14 protein-coding genes are annotated in these 15,919 nt (G+C 39.9%); 10 read left to right on the forward strand and 4 right to left on the reverse strand.

Features of this window, described 5'->3' with window-relative positions; all coding sequences use genetic code 11:
• The first annotated feature begins 95 nt into the window (after nt 1-95).
• Entirely contained in the window at nt 96-713 is a 618-nt protein-coding gene (locus G3T18_RS17470) for a DUF3318 domain-containing protein (protein WP_224411861.1), read from the forward strand.
• Here G3T18_RS17470 and G3T18_RS17475 read toward each other — a convergent pair.
• Both G3T18_RS17475 and G3T18_RS17480 read right to left on the reverse strand, forming a co-directional pair.
• Nucleotides 710-1,468: a PEP-CTERM sorting domain-containing protein gene (locus G3T18_RS17475; RefSeq protein WP_224411862.1), complete on the reverse strand. Its 759-nt coding sequence runs from the start codon at nt 1,466-1,468 to the stop codon at nt 710-712. The genes G3T18_RS17470 and G3T18_RS17475 overlap by 4 nt on opposite strands.
• Before the next feature lie 299 nt (nt 1,469-1,767).
• Nucleotides 1,768-2,958 (reverse strand): glycosyltransferase, encoded by a 1,191-nt coding sequence (locus tag G3T18_RS17480; RefSeq protein WP_224411863.1) that lies wholly within the window; start codon nt 2,956-2,958, stop codon nt 1,768-1,770.
• 207 nt (nt 2,959-3,165) lie between these two features.
• Between G3T18_RS17480 and G3T18_RS17485 the strand changes: the two genes are divergently transcribed.
• From G3T18_RS17485 to G3T18_RS17505, 5 genes are read left to right on the forward strand one after another with little or no spacing between them, the layout of a single operon-like run.
• Nucleotides 3,166-4,149, forward strand: coding sequence for a glycosyltransferase family 2 protein (locus G3T18_RS17485; protein ID WP_224411864.1), 984 nt, complete (start codon nt 3,166-3,168; stop codon nt 4,147-4,149).
• Nucleotides 4,149-4,889 carry a TVP38/TMEM64 family protein gene (locus G3T18_RS17490; protein WP_224411865.1) on the forward strand — a complete coding sequence of 247 codons (741 nt, stop codon included), beginning with the start codon at nt 4,149-4,151 and terminating at the stop codon, nt 4,887-4,889. The genes G3T18_RS17485 and G3T18_RS17490 overlap by 1 nt, the downstream gene beginning before the upstream one ends.
• A 17-nt stretch (nt 4,890-4,906) precedes the next feature.
• A complete protein-coding gene (locus G3T18_RS17495) occupies nt 4,907-6,496 on the forward strand; it encodes a glycosyltransferase family 39 protein (protein WP_224411866.1) in 1,590 nt (529 codons plus the stop codon).
• 34 nt (nt 6,497-6,530) lie between these two features.
• Entirely contained in the window at nt 6,531-8,501 is a 1,971-nt protein-coding gene (locus G3T18_RS17500) for an ArnT family glycosyltransferase (protein WP_224411867.1), read from the forward strand.
• Between the two features lie 52 nt (nt 8,502-8,553).
• Nucleotides 8,554-9,402: a sulfotransferase domain-containing protein gene (locus G3T18_RS17505; protein WP_224411868.1), complete on the forward strand. Its 849-nt coding sequence runs from the start codon at nt 8,554-8,556 to the stop codon at nt 9,400-9,402.
• A 21-nt stretch (nt 9,403-9,423) separates the two neighbouring features.
• On the opposite strand, the gene G3T18_RS17510 is transcribed toward G3T18_RS17505, so the two are convergent.
• The gene (locus G3T18_RS17510) at nt 9,424-10,353 is read right to left on the reverse strand and encodes a lysylphosphatidylglycerol synthase transmembrane domain-containing protein (RefSeq protein ID WP_224411869.1); all 930 of its coding nucleotides are present in this window, start codon (nt 10,351-10,353) and stop codon (nt 9,424-9,426) included.
• A gap of 125 nt (nt 10,354-10,478) precedes the next feature.
• Between G3T18_RS17510 and cofH the strand changes: the two genes are divergently transcribed.
• From cofH to G3T18_RS17525, 3 genes are all read left to right on the forward strand, one after another.
• The gene (gene cofH / locus G3T18_RS17515) at nt 10,479-11,636 is read left to right on the forward strand and encodes a 7,8-didemethyl-8-hydroxy-5-deazariboflavin synthase subunit CofH (protein ID WP_224411870.1); all 1,158 of its coding nucleotides are present in this window, start codon (nt 10,479-10,481) and stop codon (nt 11,634-11,636) included.
• Nucleotides 11,637-11,763: 127 nt separating this feature from the next.
• Nucleotides 11,764-12,690 carry an alpha/beta fold hydrolase gene (locus tag G3T18_RS17520; RefSeq protein ID WP_224411871.1) on the forward strand — a complete coding sequence of 309 codons (927 nt, stop codon included), beginning with the start codon at nt 11,764-11,766 and terminating at the stop codon, nt 12,688-12,690.
• Between the two features lie 48 nt (nt 12,691-12,738).
• Nucleotides 12,739-14,478 (forward strand): DUF3352 domain-containing protein, encoded by a 1,740-nt coding sequence (locus G3T18_RS17525; RefSeq protein WP_224411872.1) that lies wholly within the window; start codon nt 12,739-12,741, stop codon nt 14,476-14,478.
• On the opposite strand, the gene G3T18_RS17530 is transcribed toward G3T18_RS17525, so the two are convergent.
• Nucleotides 14,475-14,699 (reverse strand): hypothetical protein, encoded by a 225-nt coding sequence (locus tag G3T18_RS17530; protein ID WP_224411873.1) that lies wholly within the window; start codon nt 14,697-14,699, stop codon nt 14,475-14,477. The genes G3T18_RS17525 and G3T18_RS17530 overlap by 4 nt on opposite strands.
• 118 nt (nt 14,700-14,817) lie before the next feature.
• Between G3T18_RS17530 and ccsB the strand changes: the two genes are divergently transcribed.
• On the forward strand, nt 14,818-15,864 hold the full coding sequence (ccsB, locus tag G3T18_RS17535; RefSeq protein WP_224411874.1) for a c-type cytochrome biogenesis protein CcsB: 1,047 nt from the start codon (nt 14,818-14,820) through the stop codon (nt 15,862-15,864).
• The last annotated feature ends 55 nt before the right edge of the window (nt 15,865-15,919 follow it).

The following is a 15,919-nucleotide window of genomic DNA, read 5'->3' on the forward strand; positions in this document are numbered from 1 at the left end:
GAGCAATTACCAGTTATCAATTATCAGTTATCAATTATCAGTTATCAGTTACGTTAATTCACTAAAACATCCTAATTTCCCACTACTGAAGAACAATGAACCCCGATCCTGAAATTCGCCATTTGTTAGATTTGATGCCTGCTTCTGGTCGAATGAATACTAAAATCGTCAGTAAACCGCAGCAGGCGCAAGTAATAGATGCACCCTTTGTTCCACCTTGGCACCGCAGGAACCGACCAATTTATATTAATTTCGATTTGTGGCGAGATCTGTCTCGATCGCAACGAGATCTATTGCTCTTAAGGTCGGTAAGCTGGTTGCTAGGGTTTAATTGGTTTAAACCAAATGTTTATCAAGGAATTGTCTTAGTGGGATTGTTAGATGGGATTGTCGAATTTTCCCAAGGTGATGCTTTAGGTGTTGCTGTGGCGGGCGGTTTGAGCGCGATCGCCGCAACTCGCATTTGGCGCAATGCTAAAAGTTCTCGTCGGGAAATTGATGCGGATGAAGCAGCAATAAAAGTGGCTCTCCGTCGGGGTTATTCTGAAGCAGAAGCAGCAAGGTACTTGTTAGAGGCTGTAGAAACGGTTGCCCGAATTGAAGGGCGTTCTAGCTTAAATTTTACCGAGTTGATTCGCTGTCAAAATCTCCGCGCGATCGCTAATCTTTCTCCTGTCAGCGTTCCCGAAAATGTCCGCCAGGAGCAATATTAGCTTTTTCTGTTGCGCTTGCGATAGCACAAACCACCAATTGCTAACAAGCCTAAAGCTCCGGTCATCCCAGGTTCGGGAACTGATTGGGGAGGAGTGTAAGGAGTTTCGGGAGTTTCGGGAGTTTCGGGAGTTTCGGGAGTTTCAGGAACTTCCGCAACATACTCAGTGGAAGTTCCGAGTAATTTGCTGCTACCTTCGCGATTTGCACCTACACTCTTGAGACGAACGCCAAAGTCTTGTAAGGAGAACTGACTGAGAGTTAAGTTTGTCGAGTTGTGAGAAAGAATGAAGCTTGCTTCTTGATAGTCATCTCCAGGACTTGCACCACCACCACCAAAGGCTACACCAATGTCAAAAGCTACGTCATCTCCTCGGTTTCGACCGCCACCATTAAGATTGTTATATTGACCGCCAACTTTGCTGACTGAGTTAGCGTTAAATTCGGTAGCACTGATGTCAACGCCGTTGAGTCCAGCTACAGAAAGCCCAGATAAGAGCGAATCGTCACTAATATTGAAGTAAAGTCCGGTAATATCTGCGATATAACCCTCACCTACTTTAACTGTGAATAAAAGATCGCCTTCTCCTAAACCATCTGCTGTATCGGAAACAGAAATATCTACTTCTGCTGCATCGCCAGTAAATTGATCGAAGCTGAAATCTAAGTTGGCTGCATTAGCAGCAGAGGAAGAAGCTAATGTCAAACCAGCCGCCAAAACAGCAGCACCAACTAATTTAGATAAATTGCTTTTCATCTGAGTATCTTTTTGCTTGCTCTTGGTTTCTACATTTAATCTAAACAATTTTTCTTGATTTGTCTCTAGTTTTGAGCAAGGTTCATTGAATCTTTAAAAATAGCACCTTAGTTGGTTTTCTCTTTATATTTAGTTGGTTTTACTGAACTCTTAGAATCTTTAGTTAACAAATAAGTATATTTAAGTATTTGCTGCCAGGAAATTGAGTATTTTTAATGGGGCGTAAAGGCTGAAGAGGTTGATTTTAAGTAGCTGATAGTTAATTTTTGCAGCTTAGGTTAGGAAACCCTAAGTAGTACCTACATTCCAGAATCAGTGACGCGCCAACTCAATTTTAGGTTAAACCAAAAATTCCAGAGAGTGACAGCCGCGATCGCGACTAGCTTTGCTAAATACTCGTTAAAGCCAAAGACGTTAAACAATAAATTGACCAACAAGACATTTAATGTCAAGCCCGACAAGCAAATTAAATTAAATTTTAATAATCTTTTGCTGCGCTTCTGCCAGCCTCGTTGCTGACGAGAAATATCTCCGAATGTCCAGAGGTCATTCCCAAAAAAGTTGTTGATAATTGCAACTTCTGCTGATAAAATTGCGCTGCGAGTCAACCCCAAACCAATTAATTCTCGTAAGAGAAAAAACACAGCCAAATCGACAAATACACCACTAAAACCAACTACACCAAAACGGAAAAATCGACGTAGAGGCCAAAGGGAAAAGCGCAAGCGTAACAAATGTTGGAGATATTCTACATATTGCTTCCAAGTAACTTTACTTTCCCCAGCATGACGTTCTTGAAACACATAACCAGTTTCCGCAATCCAGCGAATTTTACCACGAGCCACCACTTCAATTAAGATTTTGTAACCCAAAGGATTAAGAGTGATTTGCGTCACACAGCGACGGCGGACTAAAAAATAACCACTCATCGGATCGGAAATCCGACCCAGAACACCCGGTAAAATAATTAAACCGACCATTTGTGCGCCGCGAGACAAAAACCGCCTGATGAAACTCCATTCACTAACTCCGCCTCCTTCCACATGGCGACTAGCTAGCGCCAAATCTGCACCAGATTCGATTTCTTGCCAAAGTTTAAGTAACACTTGAGGTGGATGTTGTAAGTCAGCGTCAATAACTCCTAAAATTTCACCTGTAGCAGCTTGCCAACCGCGAATAACGGCAGTAGAAAGTCCTCTTTCTTTGGTGCGACGCATTACTCGCAGTTGGGGATATTGAGGAATTAGTTCCTGGGCTACTTTCCAAGTTTTGTCAGGACTATTGTCATCAACCACAATTAATTCATAAGCTTCCGGCAGAGTAGCATCAAGCAACTGTGAGAGAATAGCGATCGCTGCTTTGATATTCTTCGCTTCGTTATATGTAGGTAGCACCAGCGATAAGCGCATTTTGCTAGTAACTGCTAGCTCAGAAATTTCTAGAATACCAGAGGGAACGGGCAATAATGAATGTGGTTGGTTAAAAGTCATGGAATCCTTGAGATAAAAGCGAGATCCGCACCATAATTAATTTTTATTTACCGAAATATTTTTCCTGACCTAGAAAACTACTTTTCAGTGAAATTTTTTGTCTCAACTGAGAAGTTTTCTGCTTGAATAATAAACAAAGATCCTAAACCACAATTGTCTAACCAAATTGCTTAAGTTGCAAGTTACCCTACTGATAAGTTAGTGGCTATGTCCCTTGATTCTGAGCAAATTGAGCTTAGTATTGTAGTTCCCGTCTATAACGAGGAACAAAATCTAGATTGCTTGTTCGAGCGACTAGAATCAGTTCTGGAACCAATGAAAGTTAGCTATGAAATTGTCTGCGTAAACGATGGTAGTCAAGATAATACTATCGAGTATTTAATCGCCCATCACCAGCGCAACTCAGCAATTAAAGTCATTAACTTTTCCCGGAACTTTGGTAAAGAAATCGCTCTTAGTGCAGGATTAGACTACAGTAGCGGTGCAGCCGTAATTCCCATTGATGCCGATTTGCAAGATCCGCCAGAATTAATTAAACAATTAGTGGACAAATGGCATGAAGGTTACGATGTAGTTTATGCCACCAGGCGATCGCGCAACGAAGAAAGCTTACTCAAACGCTTTACCGCCAATAATTTCTATCGAATAATTGCTAAAATGAGTCGCGTTCCTATCCCCGCTAATACAGGCGACTTTCGTTTAATGGATCGTAAAGTTGTCGAAGCAATTAAGCAAATGCCAGAGCGAACTCGCTTTATGAAAGGAATGTTTGCTTGGGTAGGTTTCAAACAAACTTCTGTCCTTTTCGAGCGCCCCAAACGTTACAAAGGTAAAACCACCTGGAATTACTGTAAACTCTGGAATTTTGCTATCGACGGGATCGCCTCATTTAGTATGATTCCTCTGAAAATTTGGAGCTATATTGGCATTCTAGTCTCTTTCCTCGCATTTTTATACGGTTCCTTTTTAATTATTAGTACCTTAATTTGGGGGATCGATGTACCTGGATATGCTTCAATCATGGTAGTAACACTATTTCTAGGCGGAATTCAGCTGATTAGTTTAGGCGCGATCGGTGAATATCTCAGTCGAGTTTACGAAGAAGTCAAAAGAAGACCGCTTTATTTAGTTCGAGAAAGTTATGGTTTCGCAAACGAACAGCTAGAAGAAACTACTCAGGAGACACTTTGATGTCCAAGTTTAAAAGTAGTATTTTAATTCTTACTATTATTTGTATTCTTGCTACAGCTTTAGGAATTTATCTCTTAGGTGGAATTAACCAAGAACAGTTAGAAAATTGGCTAGAAGAAGCAGGAATTTTAGCACCAATTATTTACATTGTCCTGTATACAATTGGAACTTTACTGATTTTGCCTTCCACACCCTTAAACCTCGCAGGTGGAGCAATTTTTGGTGCTTGGATGGGGACTTTATGGACGAGTCTAGCCGCAGTAATTGCCGCAGTAGTTGCATTTTCTTTTACGCGTAGCATCGGCAGAGAATTAATTGCCCAGAAACTTGCAGGAAAATGGGAAGCAATGGACGCAGAAATTCGTCAAGGTGGCTTATTTTATCTGTTCGCCATCCGACTATTACCAATTATTCCCTATGGTTTAGTTAACTTTGCTGCTGGCTTAACGTCGATTCGTTTTCAAGATTATTTATGGGGAACAATTTTAGGAACAGTTCCCGGAGTTTTACCTTTTGTAACCATTGGGAGTTCGGGAATTAAAGCGATGCAAACAGGAGATGTACTTCCTTTATTAGGCGCTTTAGCTTTAACAGGAATCCTGGTTGCAGGTGCTACTTGGTATCGTCGTCGTCGTCAATTTCCCCAAAAAGTTTTAGCAGAAACCCAGCACTCGAACTCAGTTCAACGTCCTCAAGAGCGATCGCGCGATTTGCCAGATAGTGAAGAACTAAATAAATAGCGAGCCCAAAAATAACAATGGAAAAAGTGCAAACATTTAACTATATTTATCCTTCTAAATGGTGGCGAATTTTAGTAATCTTTCTCTTAGTGATAGGTATTTTATTTCGAGTCGTCAACATCGAGAAAAAAGTTTATTGGGGTGACGAAGCTGCTGGTTCATATCGGATTGCAGGCTATAAATCAAAAGAATTTCAAGAATTTGCTATGCAGGGACAGGTAATGAGTCCCGAAGAATTACAGAAATATCAACGTCCCAACTCCAAAAAAAACTTACGTGACGCGATAAATGCTTTAGTTGGACACCCCGAACATCCGCCCTTATACTACTTAATAGCTCGATTTTGGATGCAGCTATTGGGTGATGCTGTTATCACACCAAGAAGTTTGTCTGTTTTATTCAGCTTTTTGGTATTTCCTTGCATTTATTTTTTATGTTTGGAATTGTTTGCGTTGCCGTCAGTAGCTTTAATGGCGCTTGCGCTTGTAGCTGTATCTCCTTTTCAAATTCTTTATGCTCAGGAAGCACGTCAGTATAGTCTTTGGATAGCTACAATTTTACTATCAAGTTGGGCATTGCTAAGAGCGATGCGTATCAACACCAAGTTCACTTGGATTATTTACGCAATCACCCTAGCACTAGGACTTTATACATCGCTACTTTCTATTTTAGTTGCCCTAGCACAAGGTATATATATCTTTTTTCTGGAAAGCTTTCGATTTAGTCAAAAACTGAGCGCTTATCTCTTAGCTTCTTTAGCAGGAATGCTTCTGTTTTTACCTTGGATTTTGGTGATTATTTTTGCCGAAGAAGAAAATACTGGTTGGACAAAAAAACCTGCACCTATTTCTGCATTAGGTAAAACTTGGATTTTTCATCTTAACTCAATTTTTATTGATTTTAATTTAACTTTCAGGAATAAATATTTATTACTTTATTTAGCAGTTATCCTCTTCATCGGATATGCTTTCTACTTTCTCTGGGAGCGGACACCGAAGCGAACTTGGTTGTTTGTCTGGATGTTAGCAGCAGTAACTTTCTTAGCATTAGCAATCCCAGACGTAATTATGGGAGGACAACGTTCAACTATCTTTCGCTATTTACTACCTAGTTTTGTTAGTATTCAAATAGCAGTGGCTTATCTATTAGCTACTAAAATTACCTTTGATTTTAGACAAAAATGGAAATCGATCTTCTGGAAATTGCTCGCAGTTACGATCATTTTTGCCGGAACTTTATCGTGTTTTCAAGTGATTCAAGCCGAAGCTTGGTGGAACAAATACCGAGAATATTATCATTACCAGATAGCAAAAGTTGTGAATCAAGCAGAACGATCGCTGGTTATTTGTGCTTGGTTTGACTGCATGACTCTCAGTCATGTTGTAGATTCTAACGTAGGACTTCAAGATATCCGTAACCTGAAAAAATTAGATCGAGTAGGCAATTCTTTTAGCGAATTATTCGTCTACAAGTCGAAAGTTTCCTTAGAACAATTGTTGAAAAATAAGCTTAATTATGAAATTGAGTATACTTATTATTGGCAAAAGGAATTAACTCCCACCGATTCAGCTAGTGCGACACTTTGGCAACTCAAGAAAAAAAATTAGTTAACTGAGATTTTATTTAATAGAGGTAAGAAAAATGTTTGCCTGTTTACCACTAATTTGCTTAATTATTTTCTGGCTAATTTTCTGGAGTCCAGAAAAAGACTGGCGTAGTGCTAGCTTAACAGCAGCAGTTGTTTGGGGAGTATTGCTTGCCGCCTTTACTGAAATCTTAAGTTTGTTTAAATTTTTAACCTTTAGTTCAGTTTTAGCTTTGTGGCTTTTAACTCTCATTACTGGGGGTTTTATTTATTATCGACTCATCAAACAAAAACAGCGATCGCTAAAAGTTCCTCCTCTTCCCAAAATTTCTCCAGCTAACCTGGTTTTACTAGGAGGTGTAGCTGCGATCGTCGCTACAGTGGGTTTAATTGCAGTAGTAGCACCACCTAATACTTGGGATTCAATGACTTATCACATGAGTCGCGTAGTTCATTGGATACAAAACCGCAGCGTCGCCCATTATCCTACTTATAACTTACCCCAGTTGTTTCATCCACCCTTTGCCGAGTATATCATTATGCACTTGCAGATTCTCAGTAGCGGCGATCGCTGGGCTAACTTGGTGCAATGGTTTAGTATGCTTGGTAGTATTCTTGGTGTATCTTTAATCGCTAAACAGCTTGGTGCAAATAAAAACGGACAAATTTTTGCTGCTGTTTTTTGTGCGACAATTCCTATGGGAATTCTCCAAAGTTCTAGCACTCAAAATGATTATGCAGTTACATTTTGGTTAGTTTGTCTAGCTCACTATATCCTCCTGGGATTATCAAAACAAAAACCTCGCACTGTTACCTTATTAGGTATTGGTGCTAGTGTCGGATTAGCCGTTTTAACTAAAAGTTCAGGTTACATTTTTGCCTTTCCTTTTCTCCTCTGGTTTTTTCTCGCTAAAATAAATCACCTTCGTTGGCAGTTGTGGAAACCAATTTTTATTGTCACCGCCGTATATTTTAGTTTAAATTTAGGTCATTACTTCCGAAATCTAGATTTATTTGCTACTCCTTTAGGAACTCCAGACAACTTTGCCGTTGACTATAAAATGGAAATATATACCTTGCCAGCTTTTATTTCTAATCTAATTAGAAATCTTGCCTTTCATAACGATATAGTTAGATATCTAGGCTTAGAAGAATGGATTACTCCCCTGACAGGTAAAGTTGCTAAATTAATCGCTATTATTCACTCATTTCTCGGATTAGCAATTGACGACCCTCGTATAACTGCACCTGCTGGATATAGCGTTCCCGGAATATCATTTGATGAAAATACAGCAGGAAATCCCCTCCATTTTTTGTTAATCTGTGGAGCCATTAGCTTGTTGCTTATTTTCCCCAAAATAAACCACAAAAAAAGAGTATTTTGCTATTTAGTTACCTTAATAGCCGGCTTGTTTCTTTTTTCTTTTCTCTTAAAAATTCAATATTATCATCCTCGTCATCATCTCATACTTTTTGTCCTCTTTTCCTCCTTCGTAGGTTTAGTTTTTGAGAAAATCTTCCATCGGAACTTACTTACAGTTATAGCTGTAGTGCTTATCGTTACATCTTTACCTTGGGTTTTTCAAAATAAATTTCGTCCAATTTTCGCAGAAACCAATATATTTAATACTAGCAGGACAGCACTTTATTTTCTGAACAGACCACAGTTAGAAGAACCTTACTCATCAGCAGTTGAATATATCAAACGCCAAGAATGTTTTGATATCGGTTTATCTTTGGGAACGGGTGTAACAGTGGGTAATCGCTATTGGGAATATCCCTTATGGGTACTGTTTCAAAAAAATAACAATAACACCTATCGACTAGAAAATATTCAACCAGAAAATATTTCTGTTACTAAATCAGAAAGCTACCCCCATAACCAGTTTTCACCTTGTGCTATTATTTCTATTAAAGATAAAAAACTTCAAGAAAAGCAAGTAGAAAATCTTGTAATTAAAGGCGAGACTTATAAGACTGAATGGTCGGCATCGGAAGATTATCTTCGGATATTACTTAAACAATAGTATAATATAAAAATCTTAGTTTGTTAAATCAATTATCCTGGCGAAACTAACTATGAACCTACCTCAATTCATTGTTTTAGGCGGACATAAATGCGGTACTTCGTCTTTGCATTCTTATTTAGATCAGCATCCGGAAATTTATCTACCTGCGATTAAAGGAATAGACTTTTTTAGTCGAGAAGGAAATCCAGGTCAAAGAATAACTACAATTGAGGAATATCAAGCTTTATATCAGGATAAAAGCCAAGAACAAATTGCAGGTGAAGTTTCCAGTGTTTACTTGAATTCACCAAAGGCTTGTCGAACAATTAAGAAATATGTGCCAGATGCTAAACTGATAGTCGTACTCAGAAATCCAATTGACAGAGCTTTTTCTCATTTCAATGTACTCAAAGAAACTAAAAAACGCGAAAGAGATTTTCAAGAAATTTTTACCGAAAAAAAAGTTAAGAAAAATGGATTTTATGCAGCTCCATTAAAAATGTATTTAGGAGAATTTGGCAGAGAGCAATTTAAGTTTTTCTTATTTGATTCCTTGACGAAAAATCAACAAGAGTTTTTTGCTGATTTTTTTGAGTTTATTGGTGTTGATGCCAGCTTTATGCCAGACACATCCTTAATTTTGCGTAAAGGAGGAAAAATTAAATATAATAAAATTGAACGAGTATTTCAACAAAATAATTCACTCAAAAAAATCTTAAAATTTGTAGTTAAGCCTTTTACAACCCCCAAACAAAGACTTGATTTATCGGTAAAAATGCAGAATGCTTTTACTAAAAGAATTCAGATGCCGTCAGATATTCGCAAACAGTTAACCGAACTTTATCGAGAAGATATTTTGCAAGTACAAGATTTGCTAGAAATCGATCTTTCTCATTGGTTAAAAGCTAGTTCTAAATAATAATTAATTAGCGGCGATAAGTTACTTTTTATGCTGTTTTAAAAGATACATTTCGCCAAACCACGCTAACCCTGCTCCGCTAGCTTCAGCTAAGATACTAATTAGGCGATATAAGGCAACAGCACCTAAAATTGTCCCACTAGCAAATTCTTCTTGAAGTAAGGCTAGGGCTGTAGCTTCAAAAACACCAATTCCACCGGGCGCACCAGGTACAACTAAACCTAGTAACCAAGCGAGACTAAATGCACCAAGTAACAAGAAAATTTTGCTTGGGTTAATAGTAGTTAAAGCTAGCACAGTTAAGAGAAAACCCGCACCTCGCAAACAAACAAAAATCAACTCTCCTATTAGTGGACGCACCGGATATTTTTCAATTCGGAAATCAGTTTTTTTCTCGTCAACTGTTGGTGTTTTTTTGAGTTTTAATCGGCTAACTTTTTTAATGACTGGATTTAATAACCTGGGATGAATGGCAGCAAAAATAACTGCTAAACTCGCTAATTGTAAGAACCAATTTTCTGAATTAACAGTTAATAAAGCGATTAAAAGTGCTGCTGCTGCCATTAATAATGGTTCGAGAACAACACTAACTGTAGCTGCGGCGAAAGAGATATTGGCTGCCGTTGCTGCTAAAATTCTGCCGGAAAAATGCCAAACATTTCCTGGTAAATATTTAGCAATATTGGTTTTCAAGAAAACTATAATTGCCCAGGGAATGCTGACAGGTTGTTGGAATTCTTTTAAGATGGAAAACCATACCCAACCACACCAAGTATGCGCGATTAAAGTTACTATTAATGCTAAACTTAAATAAAGCCAGCCTTGGCTATGAAAACGGATGGCGAGAACTTCTTGCCAATGGCTTTTTAGAGCTTGAATTAAGAAAAATAAGGTTGCTCCTAAAATTAACCAACGTAGATAAGGTTTGAGACGAAAAATAATTTGCGGCATAAATAATTAAAATTTTTCAGGTATCGAGCTCGAATATTCTAGTTTGAGATTAAAGGTGCAACTACAAGCATAGCAGGAAAATAATTATGATATTATTTAGGAATAAAAAGATTTTTTGAGATTCTATGAAAACTAAATCGCTTAACTCTATTCTGAATTATGCTTTAGATGGAGGAGATTTATCGCCCGAAGAAGGCGTTTTGCTTTTACAGCAAAATGAACCTGCGGTAAGAGAAGCTATTCGCGAGACTGCTGATGAGTTGCGCCGACGACAAGCAGGAGATACAGTGACTTATGTAGTTAATCGCAATATCAATTTTACGAATATTTGCGAGCAACATTGTAGCTTTTGTGCGTTTCGTCGCGATGGAGATGAAGCGGGGGCTTATTGGTTAGAAACTGAGCAAATTTTAGCGAAAGCAGCCGATGCAGTTAGTCGGGGTGCGACGGAAATTTGTATGCAGGGTGGGCTGAATTTGTCGGCGAAAATTAATGATGCTAGTTTGTCTTATTATCTGCGTTTGGTAGAAATAATTAAAAGGGAATTTCCCCAGTTACATTTGCACGCTTTTTCTCCCCAGGAAGTGCAGTTTATTGCTAGGGAAGATAAGATTAGTTATGCAGAAGTTATTGCGGCTTTGCGAGATGCGGGAGTTAATTCGATGCCCGGAACTGCGGCAGAAGTGTTAGATGATAGTGTAAGAAAGGTGTTGTGTCCGGAAAAGATTAAGACAGCTACTTGGTTGGAAATTGTCGAAACTGCACATCAATTGGGCGTACCCACAACAAGTACAATGTTGTCAGGACATATCGAGACAGCGCAGCAACAGATGGTACATTTAGAAAGGCTGCGATCGCTGCAACAAACTGCTATCAAAAAAGGATATCCTGCCCGCTTTACTGAGTTTATCCTCTTACCTTTTGTAGGACAAGAAGCGCCGAAACCTTTACGTCGTCGGGTAGGTAGAGATCAACCGATTCTCGCTGATAGTTTATTATTAACCGCAGTTGCACGTATTTTCCTCGGTAATTGGATCGTAAATCATCAACCGAGTTGGGTCAAACTAGGATTAGCAGGTGCAACGGAAGCTTTGCGGTGGGGTTGTAACGACATTGGTGGGACACTGATGGAAGAACATATTACCACAATGGCAGGGGCAAAAGGCGGTACTTGTATGGAACCAGAAAGATTACAACAAGCGATTACTTCCCGAGGACGAGCTTACCAAGAAAGGAATACATTGTATCAAGCGATCGCTGTGAAATCGCCGACACGAGTGTAAAATTTAGGCAGCGCGATCGGTCAAACTAAAATTACAGTTTCTACAAAAGCAAACCGCTAAAATTTTTGGCTGAAATAAATAAAAAATCAAACTTTTTTGGGTGCGAAGACAGCCCAATAATAAGAAAATGCAAGATTGGTGGCAAAAACAGTTTCCTCAAGGTCGTCAATACCTGAAAATTACCGATGCTAGGGGTAATCCTGTGCAAATTGCTTACGGCGAAAAAGGTAGAGGAAAACCGTTAATTTTTGTTCATGGATTAGGAATTTGGAGTATTAGTTGGCAACACAATATTGACTTTTTTGCTCAATACTACCGCGTGATTTGCTTCGATCTTAAAGGCTATGGCTTTTCTGATAAACCAGCTTATCCCGATAAATCTGGTTATAAAATAATCGAACTAGAACGCATTTTAGCAGCCTTAGAAATCAAAGCGGCGGCGGTTGTAACTGAGTCAGTTTGGGGTGCAGTGGGTTTAGCAGTGGCTGAAGAGAAACCAGAATTGATCGATCGCTTAATAGTCATTGGTGGGACGATTTTCCCGAAAAAACTGCCGAATATAGGGTTAAAAATTATGGCAGTTATACCCTTAAGTTTAGTTAGAATTATCGATATCTTGCGCTTGCCGAAAATTTTAGCACCACTGACGCGCTGGAATTTACGCCAAATTCGTAGTGAAGTAGTTGTCAGAGGAGAAATTCCCCCAGAAGATGTGTATTGGCAAGCTTATCCTTATATTAATTTTCTCCATGCGTCAACAAGGTTAGTAATCGATGTTAAGCAAGCTGCGGCAGAAATTAGCTGCTTGCAGCAACAAAAACCTTGTCTGTTAAGCAAAATTCAAGACAAACTAGAAACAATTACTTGTCCGACATTGGTACTTTGGGGTGCGAAGGATCGTTGGTTTCCCGTAACTGAGGCGAGAAAACTAGACGATCGCTTGCCAAACTCTCGCTTAAAGATTATCCCCGATTGCGGACATGATGTCAGCGCCGACTGTCCCGACGAAATGAATCAAATTTTGCTGGAGTTTCTCCAAGATACGGATTATTGACCTTCCACAAGTGGTAAATTGGCAATGGTGCTGGCTAAGGTTGAGTAAATGTTTAAGAAAAAACGCAAGAAGCATCTTTGGTTTGTTTCGACTTTAGTATTGCTGTGTTTGGGTGGTGGTGCGGCGGCTTATTGGTGGCAAAATCAAGAAGAGTCGATCGCGATCGAGGTTTCTGCTGCGGATGAGTTAATTCCCCAAGAAGCAGTTTTCGTGGCTTCTATTTCGACTAATTCCCGGCAATGGCAGCAAATTCGGGAATTGGGAACCCCAGAAACTCAAGCGGCTTTCCAACGAAGGCTATCTCGCTGGCGTAGTGAGTTACTAACGGTAAATGGTTACAAATACCAGCGCGATATCAAGCCTTGGTTGGGTTCAGAAATTACGATCGCCTTTTTGGGTTCGACGACTAGCAAAACCGATCCTCGTCTGAATTTGTCAGAACTTTCTCGCGAGGATACTTTTACTAAACAACCTTTAGTGGCAATTTTGCCAGTGAAAAATCCAATTCAAGTACAAAGGTTGTGGGATAACGCTAACTTACCAGTAACCGCAAAAGTCCTGGAGAGAACTTATAAACGAATTCAAATCAAAGAAATTAAATCTCCTGACTCGCTGAATTATTCCCTGACAATTTTAGGAGATTTCGCGATCGTCGCTACTCATCCCAAAGCGATCGAGCAAGTAATCGATACTTATTTTGGGGCTGCTTCTTTGGCGACTACTCCCGGTTACGCTGAGTCATTAACTCAACTAACGACAGAAAAACCTTTTGCTGAATTTTATCTCAATATACCCACAGCACTGCAAGAAGCCGCCGCCAGTTCAATTAAATCCGTATCCACCGAAGAGATCGAACAGCAACAAAAACAAGGGGTCGCTGGTACAGTCTCGATTGAAGGTGAAGAACTCTCAATTGATGGTATTCTCTGGCTGAAACCAGATAGTCAGCAAACTTATTTGCTAGACAATAGTGCCGAAAGGATGCCGAAATTACTGCCAATTGAAACTCGTTTGATGTTAGCGGGAAGCGATTTGCAGCAGTTTTGGCAAGGATTAGTAGCAGATAGTCAACTTCTCCCCTTGATTCCCTTCGATCCCTATGCGATTAGCGATTTTATCAAAGCAACTACCGATTTAGATTGGGAAGAAGATTTTTTACCTTGGATGGGAGAAGAATTTTCCCTCGCAGTGATTCCAGTTTCAGCCAACCAACCGAGTCAGCAACACTCAGGTTACGATTTAGGTGGCGCGATCGCCTTTCTGGTTGAAGTTAGCGATCGCTCTACTGCCGAAAAAACCCTGGCAGAACTCGATCGAATTGTTGCAAGCAAATATAAATTTGGCGTTAAATCGACTAAAATTGGCGGCAAACCTGTAGTTAACTGGACTTCGCCTCTAGAAGGAATCAATGCTACTCGCGGTTGGTTAGAATCAGATGTGGTTTTTCTCACGATTGGCGCACCAGTGGCTGAAGAGTTCTTACCTCAACCAAAAGCTAATTTGCGATCGAATGAGTTGTTTAAAAAAGTGGTACTTACCGGAAACAACAACAGCGAAAATCAATTTTTTCTTGATGTCGAACGTACCATCAACGGCGGTAATTTGGGTATCCTCCAACTACCAGCCCATCAGCAAATGTTACTGGATGCCATTCGTACCATCGGTTTTACCACCGCAACTAATGACGAAACCAGTACCCGTTTCGAGATTGTCCTACAACTCAAAAATTTGGCGATCGCTCCTCAATCAGATTTGGAAATCCAACAACCACTTCCTAAAGGGGATTAGGGACTGGGGATTGGGAGACAAGGAGGATAAACTAATAACTGTTCACTGGTCACTGCTAACTGATTACTGATTACTGGTAACTGTTCACTGGTCACTGCTAACTGATAACTGATTACTGGTAACTGTTCACTGTTAACTGCTCCCTGATAACTGATTACTGGTAACTGTTCACTGTTAACTGCTCCCTGATAACTGATTACTGGTAACTGTTCACTGTTCACTGTTAACTGCTCCCTGATAACTGGGAACTGGCACAATAAACTAAGAAAGTTTCTAGCTAGAGGTTTGGTATCAATCGCCAAACAAAAGTTAAAATTCGTTTTAGACAAAAGAGAATTTATGAATTTGGTCACACTCCAGAACTTCCTGGATAATACTTCATTTGCGCTCCTGTTCCTGACCATGTTGATCTACTGGGTAGGAGCATCATTTCCCCGTATTCCCTATCTACAAGCTTTAGGAAGTGCAGGAATGGCATCTGCCAACCTTTGTATCGCCGCCTTACTCGGTGCTAGATGGATCGAAGCAGGTTACTTTCCTTTAAGCAATCTTTATGAATCATTATTTTTCTTAGCTTGGGGAATCACCGCAGTTCACTTATTAGCCGAATTCAAAAGTGGCAGTCGTTTAGTCGGCGTAGCCACAGCCCCAGTAGCAATGGGCGTTACCGCCTTTGCAGCCCTGTCGCTACCAGCAGAAATGCAAACGGCCGAACCATTAGTTCCAGCCTTAAAATCCAACTGGCTAATGATGCACGTTAGCGTGATGATGCTTTCTTATGCGACTTTAATGGTAGGTTCGCTGTTAGCGATCGCTTATTTATTCGTAACTCGCGGACAAAAAATCGAACTCCGTGGTAGTTCAGTGGGTACAGGTAGTAACCGCAGCAAAAATTACCAACTCCAAGTCAAAACTCAAACCAGTAGCGAGATTCCCACAACTTCGGCGCTATCCAATTTCAATCCAACTAATACTCCGATCGCAACCGCCGTTTTAGAGCGAAACGCTCAGGAAACTGAAACCAAATCAACAATTAAACCTACTCCTACTCTCTCCCCACAGCGTCTTACCCTCGCCGAAACTCTCGATAACATTTCTTATCGCACGATCGGATTAGGATTTCCCTTACTAACAATTGGTATTATTGCAGGTGCAGTCTGGGCAAATGAAGCTTGGGGATCTTACTGGAGTTGGGACCCAAAAGAAACCTGGGCTTTGATCTCTTGGCTAGTTTTTGCCGCCTACCTACACGCTAGGATAACCAAAGGGTGGCAAGGCAGGCGACCTGCAATTTTAGCAGCTACAGGTTTAATTGTGGTCTGGATTTGCTATTTAGGGGTCAATCTACTTGGTAAAGGGTTACATTCCTATGGCTGGTTCTTTTAATTCTTGACGCAGGCAAAAATTAGAAGTTAACCATTATTGACAAGAAGTAACTCGG

The sequence above is a fragment of the Oscillatoria salina IIICB1 genome (genome assembly GCF_020144665.1).
Taxonomy (GTDB): Bacteria; Cyanobacteriota; Cyanobacteriia; order Cyanobacteriales; family SIO1D9; genus IIICB1.

Bases quoted from the DNA above. Each gene is read 5' to 3' on its own strand.
- G3T18_RS17470 (WP_224411861.1), top strand. From the start codon at position 96: ATGAACCCCGATCCTGAAATTCGCCATTTGTTAGATTTGATGCCTGCT.
- G3T18_RS17475 (WP_224411862.1), bottom strand. From the start codon at position 1,468: ATGAAAAGCAATTTATCTAAATTAGTTGGTGCTGCTGTTTTGGCGGCT.
- G3T18_RS17480 (WP_224411863.1), bottom strand. From the start codon at position 2,958: ATGACTTTTAACCAACCACATTCATTATTGCCCGTTCCCTCTGGTATT.
- G3T18_RS17485 (WP_224411864.1), top strand. From the start codon at position 3,166: ATGTCCCTTGATTCTGAGCAAATTGAGCTTAGTATTGTAGTTCCCGTC.
- G3T18_RS17490 (WP_224411865.1), top strand. From the start codon at position 4,149: ATGTCCAAGTTTAAAAGTAGTATTTTAATTCTTACTATTATTTGTATT.
- G3T18_RS17495 (WP_224411866.1), top strand. From the start codon at position 4,907: ATGGAAAAAGTGCAAACATTTAACTATATTTATCCTTCTAAATGGTGG.
- G3T18_RS17500 (WP_224411867.1), top strand. From the start codon at position 6,531: ATGTTTGCCTGTTTACCACTAATTTGCTTAATTATTTTCTGGCTAATT.
- G3T18_RS17505 (WP_224411868.1), top strand. From the start codon at position 8,554: ATGAACCTACCTCAATTCATTGTTTTAGGCGGACATAAATGCGGTACT.
- G3T18_RS17510 (WP_224411869.1), bottom strand. From the start codon at position 10,353: ATGCCGCAAATTATTTTTCGTCTCAAACCTTATCTACGTTGGTTAATT.
- cofH (WP_224411870.1), top strand. From the start codon at position 10,479: ATGAAAACTAAATCGCTTAACTCTATTCTGAATTATGCTTTAGATGGA.
- G3T18_RS17520 (WP_224411871.1), top strand. From the start codon at position 11,764: ATGCAAGATTGGTGGCAAAAACAGTTTCCTCAAGGTCGTCAATACCTG.
- G3T18_RS17525 (WP_224411872.1), top strand. From the start codon at position 12,739: ATGTTTAAGAAAAAACGCAAGAAGCATCTTTGGTTTGTTTCGACTTTA.
- ccsB (WP_224411874.1), top strand. From the start codon at position 14,818: ATGAATTTGGTCACACTCCAGAACTTCCTGGATAATACTTCATTTGCG.